This window comes from Chryseobacterium sp. Leaf394, assembly GCF_001424105.1.
GTDB lineage: Bacteria > Bacteroidota > Bacteroidia > Flavobacteriales > Weeksellaceae > Chryseobacterium.
Genome location: NZ_LMQH01000011.1, coordinates 2,230,653 through 2,248,964, shown reverse-complemented (window position 1 = coordinate 2,248,964; position 18,312 = coordinate 2,230,653). Strand labels below are relative to the sequence as shown.

Annotated in this window: 19 protein-coding genes; 9 read left to right on the top strand and 10 right to left on the bottom strand. The window is 35.8% G+C overall.

The window, feature by feature from the left end; translation table 11 throughout:
- Positions 1-52 precede the first annotated feature (52 nt).
- The gene (locus ASG21_RS14935; protein WP_056081863.1) at positions 53-598 is read right to left on the bottom strand and encodes a hypothetical protein; all 546 of its coding nucleotides are present in this window, start codon (positions 596-598) and stop codon (positions 53-55) included.
- 167 nt (positions 599-765) lie between these two features.
- On the opposite strand from ASG21_RS14935, the gene rpsO reads away from it, so the two are divergent.
- From rpsO to ASG21_RS14920, 3 genes are all read left to right on the top strand, one after another.
- Positions 766-1,035 (top strand): 30S ribosomal protein S15, encoded by a 270-nt coding sequence (gene rpsO, locus ASG21_RS14930; RefSeq protein ID WP_056081861.1) that lies wholly within the window; start codon positions 766-768, stop codon positions 1,033-1,035.
- A gap of 172 nt (positions 1,036-1,207) precedes the next feature.
- Positions 1,208-2,347, top strand: coding sequence for an acyloxyacyl hydrolase (locus ASG21_RS14925; protein ID WP_056081858.1), 1,140 nt, complete (start codon positions 1,208-1,210; stop codon positions 2,345-2,347).
- A 157-nt stretch (positions 2,348-2,504) separates the two neighbouring features.
- On the top strand, positions 2,505-4,772 hold the full coding sequence (locus ASG21_RS14920; RefSeq protein ID WP_056081854.1) for a polyribonucleotide nucleotidyltransferase: 2,268 nt from the start codon (positions 2,505-2,507) through the stop codon (positions 4,770-4,772).
- 172 nt (positions 4,773-4,944) lie between these two features.
- Here ASG21_RS14920 and ASG21_RS14915 read toward each other — a convergent pair whose 3' ends face one another.
- A complete protein-coding gene (locus tag ASG21_RS14915) occupies positions 4,945-5,352 on the bottom strand; it encodes a 5-fold beta-flower protein (protein WP_056081850.1) in 408 nt (135 codons plus the stop codon).
- A gap of 457 nt (positions 5,353-5,809) precedes the next feature.
- On the opposite strand from ASG21_RS14915, the gene ASG21_RS14910 reads away from it, so the two are divergent.
- Positions 5,810-6,244 (top strand): cold shock domain-containing protein, encoded by a 435-nt coding sequence (locus tag ASG21_RS14910; RefSeq protein ID WP_056081845.1) that lies wholly within the window; start codon positions 5,810-5,812, stop codon positions 6,242-6,244.
- A gap of 177 nt (positions 6,245-6,421) precedes the next feature.
- Here the strand turns inward: ASG21_RS14910 and ASG21_RS14905 are convergent, their stop codons facing one another.
- From ASG21_RS14905 to ASG21_RS14880, 6 genes are all read right to left on the bottom strand, one after another.
- Positions 6,422-6,682, bottom strand: coding sequence for a hypothetical protein (locus ASG21_RS14905; RefSeq protein WP_128414313.1), 261 nt, complete (start codon positions 6,680-6,682; stop codon positions 6,422-6,424).
- 152 nt (positions 6,683-6,834) lie between these two features.
- Complete coding sequence (locus ASG21_RS14900; protein WP_056081837.1) at positions 6,835-7,557, bottom strand: hypothetical protein; 723 nt, start codon at positions 7,555-7,557, stop codon at positions 6,835-6,837.
- A 193-nt stretch (positions 7,558-7,750) separates the two neighbouring features.
- Entirely contained in the window at positions 7,751-8,593 is an 843-nt protein-coding gene (locus ASG21_RS14895; protein ID WP_056081834.1) for a hypothetical protein, read from the bottom strand.
- A complete protein-coding gene (locus tag ASG21_RS14890) occupies positions 8,590-10,527 on the bottom strand; it encodes an AAA family ATPase (protein WP_056081828.1) in 1,938 nt (645 codons plus the stop codon). Before ASG21_RS14890 ends, ASG21_RS14895 begins: the two co-directional genes overlap by 4 nt.
- 290 nt (positions 10,528-10,817) lie before the next feature.
- Positions 10,818-11,195: a hypothetical protein gene (locus ASG21_RS14885; RefSeq protein ID WP_056081825.1), complete on the bottom strand. Its 378-nt coding sequence runs from the start codon at positions 11,193-11,195 to the stop codon at positions 10,818-10,820.
- A 214-nt stretch (positions 11,196-11,409) separates the two neighbouring features.
- Complete coding sequence (locus tag ASG21_RS14880; RefSeq protein ID WP_056081822.1) at positions 11,410-12,804, bottom strand: RtcB family protein; 1,395 nt, start codon at positions 12,802-12,804, stop codon at positions 11,410-11,412.
- A gap of 509 nt (positions 12,805-13,313) precedes the next feature.
- Between ASG21_RS14880 and ASG21_RS14875 the strand changes: the two genes are divergently transcribed.
- The 4 genes from ASG21_RS14875 to ASG21_RS14860 all read left to right on the top strand — a co-directional run bounded on the left by ASG21_RS14875 (position 13,314) and on the right by ASG21_RS14860 (position 15,636).
- Entirely contained in the window at positions 13,314-13,646 is a 333-nt protein-coding gene (locus ASG21_RS14875) for a HopJ type III effector protein (RefSeq protein ID WP_056081819.1), read from the top strand.
- 1 nt (position 13,647) lies between these two features.
- Positions 13,648-13,953 (top strand): hypothetical protein, encoded by a 306-nt coding sequence (locus ASG21_RS14870; RefSeq protein ID WP_056081814.1) that lies wholly within the window; start codon positions 13,648-13,650, stop codon positions 13,951-13,953.
- A 42-nt stretch (positions 13,954-13,995) separates the two neighbouring features.
- Positions 13,996-14,328 carry a hypothetical protein gene (locus ASG21_RS14865; protein ID WP_056081811.1) on the top strand — a complete coding sequence of 111 codons (333 nt, stop codon included), beginning with the start codon at positions 13,996-13,998 and terminating at the stop codon, positions 14,326-14,328.
- A 288-nt stretch (positions 14,329-14,616) separates the two neighbouring features.
- Positions 14,617-15,636 carry a WYL domain-containing protein gene (locus tag ASG21_RS14860; RefSeq protein ID WP_056081808.1) on the top strand — a complete coding sequence of 340 codons (1,020 nt, stop codon included), beginning with the start codon at positions 14,617-14,619 and terminating at the stop codon, positions 15,634-15,636.
- Positions 15,637-15,639: 3 nt separating this feature from the next.
- On the opposite strand, the gene ASG21_RS14855 is transcribed toward ASG21_RS14860, so the two are convergent.
- Positions 15,640-16,782 (bottom strand): DEAD/DEAH box helicase, encoded by a 1,143-nt coding sequence (locus ASG21_RS14855; protein WP_056081805.1) that lies wholly within the window; start codon positions 16,780-16,782, stop codon positions 15,640-15,642.
- A gap of 117 nt (positions 16,783-16,899) precedes the next feature.
- Between ASG21_RS14855 and ASG21_RS20350 the strand changes: the two genes are divergently transcribed.
- Positions 16,900-17,046 (top strand): hypothetical protein, encoded by a 147-nt coding sequence (locus ASG21_RS20350; protein WP_185113732.1) that lies wholly within the window; start codon positions 16,900-16,902, stop codon positions 17,044-17,046.
- Positions 17,047-17,082: 36 nt separating this feature from the next.
- On the opposite strand, the gene ASG21_RS14850 is transcribed toward ASG21_RS20350, so the two are convergent.
- On the bottom strand, positions 17,083-18,270 hold the full coding sequence (locus ASG21_RS14850) for a DUF1501 domain-containing protein (RefSeq protein WP_056081802.1): 1,188 nt from the start codon (positions 18,268-18,270) through the stop codon (positions 17,083-17,085).
- Positions 18,271-18,312: the final 42 nt, after the last annotated feature.

Below are 18,312 nucleotides of genomic sequence, written 5' to 3'. Positions count from 1 at the left end.
CAAATTTTAAAACTATACGAAGAACCGCCTAAATTTAAGGATTTATTAAACTTTAGATGTCGTTGTCTGTAGTCGGTTTCAGTTTCCGCAGGTTTTTGAAAATGTTTTTCAGAGCTCCGGCAGTTCCTATTTTAATGGAATTTTCTGCTGAACCCAGCATCCGCATATTTTTTCTGTAGGTATCGTAGGAAGATTCTGTAATGAGATTTCCGCTCTTATCGAAAAGTTTCATGCTCACAACCACCTGATTCGAAAATACGTATTTTCCTAAGCCTACTTTGAAGTATTTAACTTTAGAAACCGTTACAAAATCGGCATCATTGTTTACGGCGTAATCTGAAATGGTCTTCGGATCGGCGTTTTCAAAAGACAGCTGAATTTCAGTTTTCAGCATTTTTCTTTTCTTATGCGTGCTGATATGATCTGAAACGGCACTGAAAAAGGCAAGATTTGTCGGTTCCTTGATCTCTTCAACATCAGGTTCCACCTCAGGATTGAAGTAGAGAATGTTTTGAATATCATGATGTTTCTGTGCTGAAATTGTGTTGGTTTTCAGGGCAAAAATCAGGATCAGGGTAAATAATAATTCTTTTCTCATTTATACATGCAAAAATACTGTCTTTTAATGAGATAAGACTTATTTTTTTGATAATTTTAATAAAGTTTCCGCCAGGTTGATACTAAAATAATGTTTTACAGTTTTCTGATTCAGAAAATTGTTGTACTTTTGCACCCGTTACATAATAATCATTAAACAATATTGGAATGTACTTAACAACAGAAAAAAAAGCAGAAATTTTCGCAAAGCACGGTAAATCTGCAACAGACACAGGAAGCGCTGAAGGACAGGTAGCTCTATTTACTTTCAGAATCAACCACTTATCTCAGCATTTGAAGGCAAATCGTCACGATTTCAATACTGAAAGATCTTTGGTGAAATTAGTAGGTAAGAGAAAAAGCTTATTAGATTATCTTAAGAAAAAAGATATCACAAGATACAGAGCAATTATTGCTGAACTTGGTTTAAGAAAATAATCTATCCGATTTCCAAAAATAAAGAAGCAACTTCGAAAGAGGTTGCTTTTTTTATGGATTTAGTTTCAAAACTAAACCTGATTTGTAATTTAATTAAAACCTAATCGTTAAATTTGTCACTTTCTAAAATAAAATGCCCGTGGTTCGCAGATTTTATATTTTCTTAATTCTAATGCTTTCAAATACATTTCTGTATTCACAGGAAAACGACAGCATAAAACCCCGCAGATGGGCATTCTCAGCAGGAACAGAGTATGGGGGAATTATTCCAACCAACGAATCTCTGAATTTTTACAGACACAAAGCGTACACAGGATACAACTTTCAGTTTCTGAAACAGACTGATGGCAGCAGAGATTGGGAGAAGCTCTACAATTACCCGCAAATAGGTTTCGGAGTTTTTGCTCTTGATTTTTTAAAAGGCAGAGATATGGGCAGTCCTTACGGAATTTACGGAATTTACAACGCCAAAATAAACCAGTGGAATAAACTGAAATGGATGTACGGTGTGAATTTCGGGATTTCTTTTAATTCAAATGTGCATGATTTTGACAGGCAGTACTACAATATCTCGATAGGTGCTGAAACCAATATGTATATCAGTGCAAGTACAGGACTTTATTATGAAATAGGTGAGCATTTTGATCTGGGTTTAAATGTAAAATATAATCACTTATCCAACGGTTCTACCAAAGTGCCAAATAAAGGTTTAAATATGGCTTCGGGACAGTTAAGTCTCATTTATTATCCGGAGAGAATTAAACCTATTCAGTCAGATACCATCTACCAGCCTTCAGAAAAACACAACACTCTGGAATTTTCAGTGTTTGGAGGAAGAAAAGATACTTTTTATCAGGGCGACAACCGTGACGATATTAAACTGTACGATGGTTATGAATACAATGTTTATGGTGCCGACCTTTTGTACATGCATCAGTACTCAGACAAGTCTGCCTACGGATTGGGTGTGGGAGTAAATTATGACGGAGAATACAATTATCAGGGCTATGTGGTAGACAGTACGCTGTACAGAAAAAAGAGGTTTTCGCATGACAGACTGCTTGTGAGCGTCGTTCCGACTTACCGTCTGATGATTGGGAAACTTTATGTGACAGTCGGGGCCGGAGTGTATCCATTTAAAACAACGCGGAGATATGACAACAACATCATCTTCCAGAAAATTGCACTTCAATATCAGATTACAGACCGCCTTTTCGCCTCTTTCGGTATCAGAGCCTACAATTTCCACGTGGCAGATTTTCTTGAATGGAGACTGGGCTACACCATTATCAAAAACAAAAACAGAAAGTAATGCTGATGTTTACGATTTAAATGTTTAAAATCTACAATTTACTCCTTAAATCTATAAAATAGGATATTATAACAAATAATACCTTAAATTTGCACCACATTTTAGACGAAATATAATAATTAAAGCACTCAATACGGAGTGCAACACAAAACAATTTATGAGTATACCTCAAGCAATTAGAGAAACGATCATTCTTGCAGACGGCAGAGAGATCACTTTAGAAACAGGAAAACTGGCAAAACAGGCTGACGGTTCTGTTGTAGTAAAAATCGGCGGAACAATGCTTTTAGCAACTGTTGTAGCCAGCAAAGAAGCAAAAGATGGTGTAGATTTCTTACCATTAACAGTAGATTACAGAGAAAAATTCTACGCAGGTGGAAAAATCCCCGGTAACTTTTTCAGAAGAGAAGCGAGACCATCTGATCAGGAAATTCTGACAATGCGTTTGGTGGACAGAGTTTTAAGACCATTATTCCCTGAAGATTTCCATGCGGAAGTACAGGTAATGATTTCATTAATTTCTTATGACGGACAGTCAATTCCTGATGATTTAGCAGGTTTGGCAGCGTCTGCAGCGATTGCAATTACCGATATTCCTTTCAACGGACCGATGTCTGAAGTAAGAGTAGTAAGAATCGACGGGAAACTGGCAATTAATCCTAATTATGAAGATCTTAAACTGGCTGACCTTGACATCATGGTTGGTGCAACCAAAGATTCTATCGTAATGGTGGAAGGAGAGATGAAAGAGATCACAGAAGCAGAAATGCTTGAAGCGATTACTTTTGCTCACGAAGAAATCAAAAAACAGGTTGAAGCTCAGGAAAGATTAGCTGAAAAAGTAGGCAAATCATTCCCAAAAAGAGAATATAGCCACGAAAATCACGACGAAGCAATCCGTGAGAAAGTGTGGAAAGAAACATACGATAAAGTATACGAAGTAGCAAAAATTCCTTCCGGAAAAGAGGAGAGAGGTGAGAAATTCAAAGCTGTTTTGGCTGAATTTTTAGCTCAGTATGTAGAACATGCTGAAGAGCTTGAAAGAGTAACTCCTTTCGCTAAAGTATATTTCCACGATGTGGAAAAAGAAGCGATGCGTCAGATGATTATCAATGATAAAATCCGTCTTGACGGTCGTGATCCTCAGACTATTCGTCCGATCTGGTCTGAAATCGATTATTTACCGGGAGCTCACGGTTCTGCAATCTTTACAAGAGGTGAAACTCAGTCTTTAACGGCTGTAACTTTAGGCTCAGTAAAAGATGCAAACATGGTAGACAGCGTAATGGTAAACTATGACGAGAGATTCTTCCTTCATTATAACTTCCCGCCGTTCTCAACTGGTGAAGCTCGTCCTTTGAGAGGAACTTCAAGAAGAGAAGTGGGGCACGGAAACTTAGCTCAGAGAGCTTTGGCAAACATGATCCCGGAAGAAAATCCTTATACAATCCGTATCGTTTCTGATATTTTAGAATCCAACGGTTCATCTTCTATGGCGACTGTCTGTGCAGGAACTTTAGCATTGATGGATGCGGGTGTTCAGATCAAGAAGCCGGTTTCAGGTATTGCAATGGGATTGGTAACTGATGTAAAGTCAGGTAAATATACTGTGCTTTCTGATATCTTGGGTGATGAAGATCACTTGGGAGATATGGATTTTAAAGTAACAGGAACAGCAGACGGAATCACGGCTTGCCAAATGGACATCAAAGTTCAAGGATTATCAATGGAGATCATGGAGAAAGCCCTTCTACAGGCAAGAGACGGAAGATTACATATTCTTGATAAATTAAATGAAACGATTTCTGCACCAAGAGAAGACGTGAAACCTCACGCTCCGAAAATGGTGATGATGGAAATTTCTAAAGATTTCATCGGTGCTGTAATCGGACCTGGAGGAAAAATCATTCAGCAAATGCAGAAAGATACAGATACTGTGATCGCAATTGAAGAAGTTGGCGAGATCGGTAGAATCGAAATTTCTGGTGTGAGCAGAGAGAAAATCAACGAGGCGATTGCAAAAATCAACGAGATTACTTTTGTGCCTGTTGTAGGTGAAGTTTACCAGGGAAGAGTTGTGAAAGTAATGGATTTCGGAGCATTCGTAGCGATTGCTAAAGGTACTGAAGGTCTTCTTCACATCTCTGAAATCGAGTGGGCAAGACTTGATAAAGTTCCTTACAATGAGGGAGATCAGGTTGAGGTGAAATTTATGGGTTACGACGACCGTAAAAAAATGAAACTTTCCAGAAAAGTTTTATTGCCAAGACCACCAAGACCGGAGAAAAAAGAAGGTGAGCAGAGAGCTCCAAGACCGGAAGGTCAAAACAGATCTGAGAGACCTGCAAGACCGGAAGGAAAATTAAATCCTGAAGGAAGAGATCAGCCGGGCGAGCACAAGCCTTTGAACGAACCACAAGATTAATAATCTTATAAATAATAAACCACCGGATTTCGGTGGTTTTTTTGTGTAATATTAAGCACGGATTGCAAATCCGCCTATCGGATCCGCGCTATCGTGATTGCAAATCCGCGCTATCCTGCTTCAAAAACCTTGAAGCTTTTAACGAGAAGAAGTTTTTCCAGGAAACGGATGATTAATCAAAGTTAAAAAAGAAAAACGCCACTGCTGCCCATTCTTTTCTGATGCCTTTTGCATAGCCAATGGTGCTGCGGCTGCTGTTTTCTACGGTTCCATCGTCTTTGATATACCCAATGGTAGAGTGACTGCTATTTTCCACCGTCCCGTCTTTTTTAACGTAGCCAACAGTCGAGCGGTTTTTATTTTCGATAGTTCCGTCACTTTTAATGTATCCGATCGTGCTTCGGCTGCTGTTTTCAATGGTACCGTCATTTTTAATGTAACCTAACGTCGAACGGCTGCTGCTTTCGATTGTTCCGTCACGTTTGATATAACCTGTTGTATTTCGGCTTGACGATTCAATAGTCTGCGCACTTACTGTGGAAAGGCTGAAAAGAAGTATTGTAAAAATGATTTTTCCCATGGCTTATTTTAATTTAAAAATATTCAGAGTTAAAGGTAATTAAATTATTTCACTGAATCTTTATGTACTTGACAGAATGGAAAACTGACTGTCATTTCAGAAATAATCACCGGTAATTATAGATTTTTCAAATCTGCATGATAAGTAATTGAAAATTAAAAAGTTATTTCTGACGTAATTTCCAGTAATATTTGTTGTATATTTGCAAAGTAATTAATAAAATGTGTTCAGCTTTTGCTACAGAAAAGCGCGTGACATTTATTTTTTCTTCTCAGTTTCACATTTCAGATGCCGGTTTATTCCAAAAAATATTGATGCAGGCCATCTTTTATCATTACTGAAATCAGTAAAATACCTTTTTGACGCAATCTGAAAAGTATTTAGCCGGAAACCCGATAGAATCCGGAAAAAAATTCTATCTTTAACTCATTCGTAACAAATAAATTTAAAAATATATATGGCAGATTCTTTTTCAAAAAAAGAAAACTTTAAGAAAAAACAGGCAAAATTAAAAGAGAAAGCACTTCGTCGTGAAGACCGCAAGGACAATAATGACAAGGGGAAAACTCTTGACGATATGTTGATGTATGTTGACGAAAACGGTCAGCTTACTTCTGTACCACCTGAAAACAGAGAAAAAATCGAGATCAGTCTTGATGATATTCAGCTGGGGGCAGCTCCGATAGAGGAGGAGGAACTTAGAAAGACAGGAATTGTAACGTTTTTCAGCGAGAAAGGTTACGGTTTTATTACCGAAGACCGTTCTAAAGAAAATGTTTTCTTCCACTCCAACAACGCGACCGAGATTTTGAAAAAAGGAAATAAAGTTTCTTACGAAAAAGAGAGATCGCCAAAAGGTTTTTCAGCTATCGATATTAAAATCGTGAAATAATCTTTCAATTTATCATACAGAAAGAGCTTCAGTTTTGAAGCTCTTTTTTTGTGGGATTAATAGAAGCCGCCGCTTTGTCATAATAGTATTAGCCACGATTACACCACTGTGTTTTTCGGGTGTATCAATATTCTTTTGGGAAGCAAGAATATAGTTTTGGGAAGCAAGATTTTAATTTTAGATTGAAAGTTTGCAGGCTGACATCACAAGAATATAAGACGAAATCGTAAGAATATATTTCGCCAAAGCAAAAATATGATTCGACAATGCAAGAACATAGTTTGTCAAAGAAAGATTATTGTTTGCCAATGCAAGAATATAGTTAGCCAAAGAAAGATTATTGTTTGCCAGGGAAAGAATATTATCTGCCAAAGCAAAAATATGATTTGACGAAACAAAAATACTGTTCAACATTGAAAAAATATGATCCGACATCATGAGAATATATTTTTTACTTTGAAAGTAAATTATTCTATATCCCGCCACTACCTCAGTACATCAAAAAAAAATGAAGTTACATTGCGGGAATGTAACTTCACATGTCTAGAATATTAACGTGGCACCGTTAATATTCACTTTTAAAAAAAACATTATTTTCTGGTTTTAAATTCTATTGCCGAAACGGTAGTGTACTCGGGTGATGTGGCACCGTAGAGGCTTTTCACATATTTTTTCACGTTCATGGCAAGAGTGTAAAGACCGGCTTCTTCGTCATACAGGATTTTGTCTCTATCTATCATTTTGGTATTGAGCTGAGCTTCGGTCTGATCGACGGTTTCTGTGGCACTTTCCAGCGACTGGTGGTAGGTGGTGAGGTTGGCTAATTTTAAATCTTCCTCATTGGGCGTGTAGTTTGGGATGGTTCCCAATAACTGAACAAGGAGTCCGAAGTTGTCTTCCTGCTGGGTAAAAGACTGGCGGGAAGTGGATGATGATTTGGGAGCTTCTTTGCCGTCCTCGGGTGGAGTAGTGGTTTTCTTTGAACTGCCCTGAATGGAACGGTTTAAAGATTTTGCCTGATCCAATGTGCCTTGTGGTAAGCCTAAAATCTCAAGGAGATTCATGATTCTTGTACAGGTAGATTTTAAATCTTCAAAAGCCGACTGACGCGCAACAATGGCGTTTTTGTTGGCGTTTTTTTTGTCACCAACCTCAGTTAATTTTGCATTGGCAGCGGTGTACAAAGCCTGAAGACTGGCAACCGAAATGTTGTCAACGGGAGGATTGTAAAGGCTGTAGGTAGAAACTTGTTGGGTGATTTTTTGCAGGTTCGCTACATTTTTAGCGTGCCCCACTTCTGAAGTGCTTGACATAATATCTGTGTTTTTTGATTAGATTTCAAATATAAAAATTATTTTGAATTTATGGAATATTGGTGTAAAATATTTTTATATTTCATTGATTATGTTAAATAATAATGAAACCCTGACGGTGAGTCAGGGTTTTGATTTGTTTGAGTGGGCACGAGCGGGACGCTCGCGCCAGCGGGGTTCGATGTAATTTGTATCAGAGAGAATTAATGAAATCAGAATTATTAATAAGACTTAATTCCAAAATAGATTCCCAATAATTAAATCCAAAAACGGTCCTATTCAAATTTGAGGTTTCAATTGACATCGATTTTATCTCATTAAGATCTAAGAGCTTCAAATATGGTTTAATTTGATTTCTTAAAGGAGAAATAACTTTATCGCCATTATCAGAAAAACGCTTCAATAGATGAAGCCTTTCGTAGTGACTTTCAATTAAGGAAAAAAGCCTATCTTCTATTCCAAATTTATTTTCTAAATAAAATTTTAAACCAAAAGTATTTTTCTCATACTCGATATCAACGAATAGATATTGAAGGTGTGGTAAATTATCCAAATACAAATTTAAATAAATTTTATTCCCATTTTGGTTCCAAATTTTTCCTTTATAACTGTTGCATATAGTGCAGCTTGGAAATAAATTTAATGGATTAACAACGAATTCACTAAACTCTTCTTTCGGTAAAATATGGTCAAATGAATTAATTTCACTTAACGTACAGTTTTGGCAAGTATTAATTATCCTATTAGTTTCAGTTGTGGTTATTTCTAATTTTAATTCTTGTATTAATTTACTTTTATAATTATACAAGCTTAATAAATCGTTTTTGTTATTTTCTGGAAATGAATTAGAAACAGTTTTTTCTAAACAATTAGTGTCAAATTTTATTTTAAAATTATTGTAAAGTAATTCAATATCATTTTCTAATGATAATAAACGATTTTTTAGTGTAGGGTCTAATTTAGTTACGTTTTTACTGCTTACAACAGCTTTATGAAAATCTAGACAATCTTTTTTAGAATGATTTAAGTTTTTCAATTTTTATTTTTTATTTTACTTTTTATGTATAATCTAGTATTTAAACTCAATGGAACTTCATCAAATTGTAGCATTGAAACTATTTTGTCAAAATCATTTCCATAAAGGATTTGTTCATCAATTATCTTTTTATATTGCTTTTCAATTTCTCTATTACCAAAAACATCATCTGTCAAAGTTGTTAAATTTTCGCCAAAAGACTCTATTCCAATTCTTCTAACGTTTGGAATATTACCATTTCTTTCAATCACATAAACATTTTTAGATAGTAATTCTTGAATTATTAATGGCGAGTGAGTTCCTATAATGCAATATGATTTGAACTCGTCCACTAATTCGTAAATTGTATTTATTAATTGTGATATAGCATTTGGATGTAAATGAGTTTCGGGCTCGTCGTAAAGAATTAAGGAATCAAATCTAATATTTGCAGTTATTTCTGTAATAATGTACAGTAGAATATTTTGGCCTGAACTTAGTCTATCTTTGATTTTGTTAAAACCTTCTATATCGACTTTGTACAAATTATTATAAGATGTAATTGTTTCTCTTCTAATTAAAAATTCATCTACAATTTCAGATTCAATGAAATTTAAAAGTATGGCTCTCCATTTATTAATTCTTTCACTAGATTCAATTTTTTTCCATGTATGATGAAACCTTAATACCAAACCTCTTTCTGTTATAAAGTCACCTTTGCTATTTTTTAAACCACAATATAAATAATTAAACTTGGTAGTCTTTCTAGGAATTTTAAATCTATCAAAAATACTGTAGGACACTGTGATCATCTTACTAAATATCGGGACTCTGGGAGCAAAATAATCAACATTATTTTCAGAAATATTGATAGGTAAAGAATTTAAAAGTTGTGTTTTTCCAGTACCGTTTTTTCCGATAATAGCATAAATTCTATTTGCTAATAAGCTATCGTCATTAAAATCAAATTTAATATTTACAAAATCTTTAGAATACTTTGGAGTATACTTATATTCAAAAGAAAATAAATTTTTCAAATCATAGCCATTTAACTCATACTTTATTAATCTTAATGTTCTTTCTGCATAATCAAATCTTACCAAAGATTTTTTAAAGCGATTATGTTCATCAAAATCCTCTAACTTATCACTAAAGAAAGCACAATCTGCTAAAGCGAAAAGAATATCCTCAAAGTTATCAGGAAAAATATCTTTCAAATTATAGTAAAAACTGTCTTTTTGCCCCAATGAACAAAATTGAGAATCCAAGGAATAAAAACTTTGAGGTATGACTTCAAGAGTATCGTAAGAATCTTTAGTCATGATTTTAATCTCACCAATCATGGTAGAATTCTTATCTTTTACATAATAAAGATAAAATGAAGTTCTATTACCAAAGTCATCCCATTTGTATTCTCTCAGAAAAAAATATTCACCATGTGTTTCCATCAAATATCTACCATCTTCATTACTTTTAAATACAAAAAATAATATATTATTTTTTTTTATATCAATTGGTATATTTTCAACATCTTCCTTATTAAAAACTTTATAAATTGGAACTCCTATTTTGTTATAGTCAGAAATTGATAATTGTAATTTATCCCTAATTAAAATCTCATTGATTTGTAAAACGTATAAAAAAATATCATCTTCGTCTGTTCTAAAAGTCGGTGAAATAGCAGTTTCTATAAACTTTATAAATACATTATCGTTCTCGTAAAGTTTCAACCTTTCGGTAAATAAATAATCTAAATCCCAATCAGAGTTATTTATAATGTGTTGCCATATATCTCGTTCTGCATTTGTAAATCTATTATCCTCTGATGGCATATTTCTAATGTCCCAAATTTCTTTTAGAAACTGAAAATCTTCGTGCGAATCTCCAAGAAAATCAGTTTCACTATTTACAATTAGATTGAAAATTTCTTTTTTTGATTCTAAAGATATGACCATTATATTTTTCTTTGCTCAAATATATTAATTTGTACTTATTAATTCTGTAACTAACGATATAGTTCTCGTTTAGTAATAATTTAATTCACTTCATGCAATACTAATAAAACAATTTAACTAAAAGTCTCAGCATCGATAATTTATTTTGAGAAAATTAAAAAAAAGCTTCAACAAATTTTGCTGGAGCTAAGATTAAAGTTTGTTCCTGATTTTAACTAAAGTTTTTCTGATTTTCTTTGTATTGGAATCTGGACAGAGAGAATTTTTTGCGGGTAAATTTACTTTTACGATCAATTACAATCAAATTTCTCAATATAAGTTTTCAGATCAAGATAAATTTTCTCAGCTTCTTTATCTCCTTCTTTCGCCAGTTTTTTTATATGCTCATAATAAGCGATGGATTGCCTGTTTAAACTTTCTCCTAAAATAAGCTCCATATCTACAAAATTCTGAAGGAGAGGTTTTAGTCTGGAAGTTATAGCAGCCAACTGTTCAAAATCTTCGGGTGTTTTATCTGGCTTGTTTTTAAAATCTTCTAAAAATTCAAAAACAACCTGCAGGTTTTGTTTTATCATTTCAAAAGATTCAGGAGAAGTCCCTCTTATGGTCTGAAGGTTTTTCTGGAATTTTTCTTCGAAATCTTTGGTAAACTTATCGTCAAAATTCATATCCGTGTTTTTTTGTTTGAAAGTAAATTTAGAAATTTATTTTTAACACGAATTAAAATATCAATGATAAGTTTTTCTCTTTGCTGTGTTTTAATTTAAATTTTATAATTATCGTTCCGTAGGAATTGCCGCACAAAAAATTAAATATTTGCTTAGATTCCTACGGAATGACAAACTTTGTGAAGATTTTTAAAATAAGATATTGAGCAAAAACCTAAGCTTTTCTAAACTTCTTCTTTCTCTTCCATGGCGCATTCTTCTGCACATCACCTGCCATAATACATCCGTAAGGCATCACTTCATCCAGCACTTCGCACAGGCCGTATTCTTCAATCTGGGCTCTTACGTTTTTGGCACTTTTGTAGGCGGTTGGCAACTCGGAGATGTCGATGTCGTTGGTGAAGAAACGAATGTCTAAACCTGCGGTTTCTTCAGCGAAAACTTCTTCAATGGTTTTGTGGGCCAGTGATTTTTTATGCTGGGTTCTGCTGAAATTTCTTCCGGCGCCGTGGGGTGCAAAACCTAAGTTTCTCTCATTGGTTTTTCCCTGAACGATCAAAACAGGCTCTGCCATATTCAGCGGGATCAGTCTTGGTCCTGTGATGTCGGGCATAAATTTATCGTCCAGAGGCGTCGCTCCTTTTGCGTGGTAAAATAAATCTCCGTCTTTGAATACGAAGTTATGTTCGTTCCAGTATCTGTTTTGTTTTTCGGTATTCAGTTTCTCCAACACGGCATTGTGAATGGCTTCGTGGTTTTCTTTCGTCCATGCTCTGATCAGCTGCAATGCTTCCCAGTAGGATTGTCCTTCTTCGGTTTCGTAGGGAATCCATGCGTTTTCTTTCAAGGTTTCAGGGGAGATTTCCATTCTGAAACGGTTGGCTACTTTCATCCCTTTATCGTACAGCGCGGCGCCGGGAGCTCTTGAACCGTGATGGGTGACCATCATTGTGTTTCCGGTGTTTTTGGACGTTCCTACAAAAAGGAAATGGTTTCCGTCGCCCTGAGTTCCCATGTGCGAACGGGCAATGCTGATGAGTCTTTCGTCATTTAAGAAGAAGTTTTCTCTGAAAGCATCCATCAGTTCCTGAGACATAGGCATCTGTTCGCCTCGTGGTCTTCCGCCGTATCCGAAATGCGTTATTGAATGGGCGGCGTCTAAAACTTCTTTGGGATCAGCCTTTCCAAAGTCGGTCAGCATCACCGAACAACAGATATCTGCAGAGTGAAATCCGGGATGAATGGCATTTTTTGCTACGACCACTCCGCCAACGGGAATATGTCCTTCAGGACCTGTCGGGCAGGCATCGGGCATAATGGCTCCGCTAATTAGGGTAGGCGTTTTCATCAGCACTTTCATCGTGTTGATGACTTTTTCTACATTGTCGGTTTCATTCTCATGTTCCGGACGGATGTTGATGATAAAATCTTTCGGCTCAGCATGCAGAGGAATCGGATCCGGAGCTCTGAACTGTTCAAGATATATTTTCATCTCGTCTTCAGCGAGTTGGTTTTCATTAATATGTTGGATGGCTTCGTTGAACCATTTTGATGGTCTGAAACCTAATTCGATTAGGTGGTTTCCGTTGATGATGTTGAATGTGTTCATGTGTTTGTTATTTGATAGTGCAAAGTAATTGGGTTATTGCGCAATGTTTTTGCGTAGGTGAAATTTATTTTGATTATTTTTGAAATGTTCTAACCACGAAAGTTTTAACACATCAGTCACATGAGTTTTTAGTTTAAATGATTGAGGATATTTTTAGAGCACATGAGTTTTTAAAAATCGAAGATTTTTTGATAATTTTATTACCACAAAAGTCACAAAAGTTTTGCGGTGTGTTTTTATAAGGTGTAATTAGAAATGTTGATAAGAGCAAAAAGATTGGAAAAGTGTTTTTGCTTCGAAGAATGTGAAGAAGTTCAGTCATAAATTTTTTTGGTTGAAATTGTTAATTTACTATGATAACTATATAAGACCATTTCAGTTTTAAAAAAATCTTTGATTTTTTTTCTGATGTGGTCTAAAATATTTTCAAAGTATTTAACTTCAGGATTCTAATGTGTTAAAAATAAATTTGTAAGTTTCACTAATTATAATATTAAAAAATAAAAAATATGTTATTCGAACAGTTAGAAAAATCAGCGGAGGAGATTCAGTTTAATGATGTGATTGCTTTTATTGATGAGCATTATGATTTTACGCCGACAAAATTTACGAATGGAAATACGGTGAATGAGGCAGGGCAGAATAATGGTTCGTGTAAAGTATTCAGTTTTGCAAAGCTGAATGATTTGCCGAAGGAAGATACGCTTTCGCTTTTCGGCGCTTTTTACCGGGAAGATGTTTTGAAAAACCCTGAAGGAACGGATCATCAGAACATCAGGAACTTTATTGAGTACGGCTGGGATGGGATTTCTTTTGAAGGGAAGGCGTTGGAGAGAAAGTAGAATGAAAAGATATAAATGGACCATCATTTTAAGTATTCTCACCCCCATATTGCTTTTACTTGTATTTTTTTTAATGGGTGGCGGACATGGATATTATTCTCCTGCAATAGTTTTATTTCCTTTTGGAATGGCTGGAACAATTTTTCAACAGTCTATTACTTTTCCATTTTTTATTTTAAGCATTTTACATTTTCCTTTTTATGGTTTTATATTGGATCGTTTTACAAGTCATATCACGAAATATTGTGTTTTTTTAATTCACCTTTTGCTTGTAGCAGTTGTTCTTGTCACCACCAACTTTCAATAAATTTCAATCAACTAAATGCTTTAATCTGTTAAAACTTTATCAATGCAATACAGAAAAGAAAAAATGGTTTGTAATGGGAACTTTAAACTCATTACAGATTTAAATGAATTCAGAATGTCATTATGGATTAACGGTTTCGGACTGGAAAACGCATTGACAGGTGAGGAAATTATTCCTGTAACTACGATTTTTAATCTTGATGATATTGAAGAGATTGACGGAGAAGTTTTGAAAATCAGGTTCAGAATTTATCCGGATGGCTCTACATATTATGCCGTAGAAATAAATCCATTTTTGAAAAGCTTTGTGTATGAAGGTGAAACGTATCCTACGGATGTTTTTTTCAAGACGATTACGGGGGAAGAGTGGGAATAGTGGATGGTGTAGGAATAATTTTGTGGAATGATTCGCGTGTAACCACCCCGTCAAAAAATCAAAGATTTTTCGCCACCAATGCCTCAATATTTTTTATTTTTAAAATGATTCGGCGAATCTCGTTCCTCGATTTCCAGTGGAGGGGAATTGTCACGCCTTTTATTTTAATCTAAATTTTAAACTTGATTATCATTTTAATTTCAGCCTTAATTCAAATCTATTTTCAGCCTCAACCAACCTCAACCTCAACCTAAACCTCAGCCTTAACCTTAACCTTAACCTCACACCATGTCATCCAATAAAAACGCTCTTATCCGTTACAAAACTTTAGATAAATGTCTGAAGAATAAGTATAAAAAATATAGGTTAGAAGATCTCATGGACGAATGTTCTGAAGCTCTGTTTGAGTTTGAAGGGAAAGAATCTTTTGTGAGTAAACGGACGGTGCAGCTCGATTTGCAGAATATGCGGAGTGAAAAATTTGGGTATGAAGCGCCGATCGAAGTTTATGAGAGGAAATATTACCGGTACAGCGACCAGGATTACAGTATTCATCAGATTTCTGTGAATGAAAATGATCTCAAGGCGATGAATAACGCGGTGCAGATTTTAAAGCAGTTTAAGGATTTTTCGATGTTTAAGGAGATGAATGGGGTGATTCAGAAACTTGAGGATTCTATTCATTCAACCAGTCAGAAATCGATTATTCATTTAGATAAAAACGAAAATCTGAAGGGTTTGGAGCACATAGACATTCTGTATGAAAGTATTTTAAATAAAAAGGTTTTAAAAATCTGTTATAAAAGTTTCAGGGCCAGAGAATCCAATTATTATGTTGTTCACCCACAGTTGCTGAAGGAATATAACAACCGTTGGTTTTTGGTGTGCTGGCACAAACAGAAACTGATGAATCTCGCGCTCGACAGGATGGAAGAAATTATAGTTGAAGACAAAATTGAGTACCACGACATTGATCTTGATGCAGACCAGTATTTTTCTGAAATTATCGGGGCAACAGTTTCTCCTAATCAGCGGGGTCAGAACGTGATTTTTGTGGTGACTTCAGAGCATGCACCTTACGTAAAAACCAAACCGTTTCATCATTCTCAGGAGATTGTGAGTGAAGACGAAAACGGTACAACTTTTAAAATCTGTGTACAGCTGAATTTTGAACTGGAAAGAATGATTCTGGGAATGGGAGAGTTTCTGACTGTGCTGGCACCCCGAAAACTAAAACAGAGAATTTCCAAAAGCATCAGCAAAGCTTATAAAAACTACCATTCGAATCCAGACGAAACAGCGGAATAGTTTTTAATATCCGTGGAGGTCGATACCTTCTGTTCTCTGTAACGTTACTTTTTTGCCCATTTTTTTCTGGATCACTCTGAAGTGCTGGAGTTCATCATCCGTAAGAATGTTGATGGCTGTTCCTTTTTCACCGGCACGACCAGTTCTTCCGATGCGGTGAATGTAATCCAGAGGTGATCTTGGTAATTCGTAATTGATGACGCAGGGAAGTGATTCGATGTGAATTCCACGTCCGATCAAATCTGTGGCCACAAGAATCTGAGCTCCGTTCACTTTAAATTCCTCAAGATTATTCCGTCTGGCACCCTGAGATTTCTGACTGTGGATGGCAACGGCTTTTATTTTATTTTTCTTCAGTTTCTCAACCAGATTATCAGCAGATCTTGTGGAAGAAACGAAAATCAGAGCTTTTTCAACCTTTTTTTCTTTAATTAAGTAACGCAGGAAAGGACCTTTGTTTTCGGGAGCAACGTGATAAGCGAGCTGCTCGATGTTTTCAATTTCAACTTCCTCTTTTTTAATTTCTATCAATACCAGATTGGCAGATAACCGCTCTTTCATTTCTTCAACTTTATCATTTAAAGTCGCTGAAAACAGAGTGGTTTGTTTTGCAACAGGCATTAAGGCGAAAAGTTTATTCATCTCCTCACCAAATCCGAGCTGAAACATTTTGTCGGCTTCGTCGATGATTAAATGTTTAATACTGGAAATGCTCAGTGCATTGTGGTCAATTAAGTCCAGCAAACGTCCCGGCGTTGCGATAAGAACTTCCACTCCAAACATACCTTTCATTTGCGGATTGATGGAAACACCGCCGTAAACTGCCATGGTGCGGACTTCACGTTTCAGATTTTCTGTAAATGCCCTGAAAACTTCATCAATCTGAATGGCGAGTTCACGCGTCGGAACCAATATTAAAACCTGAATATTTCTGTCTTTTTTTACGTCTTCATTCTGTAATTTTTCCAATACAGGCATTACAAAACATGCGGTTTTTCCTGAACCGGTCTGGGCAATTCCCATTAAATCTTTTCCCTGCAAAATGACCGGTATAGCCTGTTCCTGAATTGGAAACGGCTTGAGGTAACCAAGTTTGTTTACAGATTTAATGATGTTGTGTGATAATCCCAGAGATTCAAATGACATAAATAGATATTTGCTGCAAAGATAAGCTATTGAAAATTGTAAACAGCATTCACGAGATTTGCATCGGTAAGAAGAATAGTGGCAAAGAAATTGTAATGCTAAAGAAAATCAAACAATATGAAATCAAGAATCTTAAAAGCCGCTCTTGCCCTTGTGGTACCGATCGTAATAGAATTTATCATTAAAAAAGTGTCGGAGAAAATAGATCAGAAAACTGCCTCTAAGCCAAGACCGCAAACACCGGAGCCGATTGGGCACAGTTAAAAATTAAGAGACTGCATTTCGCAGTCTTTTTTCATTTTAAATAAAGTCATAAATACCATTTTTCCAGCCCAGAACTTTTGAGGAATCTGCCTGCAGCCAGTTTTTTAAAACAGTCGCGTAAACTTTCCTGAAGTCTTCGGTATAAATTAAATCGCCTTCGTTCAGATTCTGAAGATCGGGTAGCGGATTTAAAATTCCTTTCTTTTTTAATCCTCCGCTGATAAAAAACATTTGATTTGCAGTTCCGTGATCGGTGCCTTTGCTTGCATTCTGAGAAACTCTGCGTCCAAATTCTGAAAAAGTCATCAATAAGATATCATTGAATTTTCCGTTGGCTTTCATGTCGGCAACGAAAGATTTTACGGCTTCGTTAATTTCACCGAAAAGTTTCTGCTGTCTTTCATTTTGATTCACATGCGTATCGAAACTGCCTATCGACAGGTAATACACCTGAGTATTGATGTCGGATTTAATCAAAGAAGCCACCGTACGGAAATCTTTGCCCAGCTGAGAATTGGGATAAGTCTGGTCAGTCTTTTTGGCTTTGCTTTTCTCAAAAATATATTCTGCATTGTTGATGGTCGAGCCCAAAGTCTGGTACAAATACGAAACTGTTTCATCATCGTGATGATGGTCGTCGTACAGTGATTTAAAATATTTTTCCTGACTCGTCTGGTATAATCTTTTTGGATCTTTGAAGGCAAAAGCCTTGTTGTTGTCGCCTTTCAGGGCTAAACTCAGCATGTCATCCACTTCCAGAGCCTGAGTGGGGTGATCGCAACTGTAACATTCCTCATCCAGAAATCTGCCGAGCCAGCCGGTTTCCAGAAATTCATCGCTTTTACTTGCAGAATGCCAGATATCCATGCTTCTGAAATGCGATTTGTTGGGATCCGGATAGCCGACATTGTTTAACACCGAAAGTTCACCGTTGTCATGAAGTTCTTTGAAATAAGAAAGTGCCGGATTGATGCCTGTTTCGTCATTTAAAGCCAGAGAATCTTTAATGGAAATGTCACCTCTTTCTTTAAAGTAAATATCGTTTCTTGTAGGAATTACCGTATTTAAACCATCGTTTCCGCCCGTGAACTGAAGTACGATGAGTATTTTCTGACCCGGATTCAAAGCATGATCCAAAGTCATCGATTTCAGAAAACTAGGCATCAGCAGCGAAGCGGCTGCCAATGAACTTATCTTTAAAAATTCTCTTCTTTTTATGATCATGACTTTTTTATTTAGGTTAAGGTTAAGGTTAAGGTTGAGGTT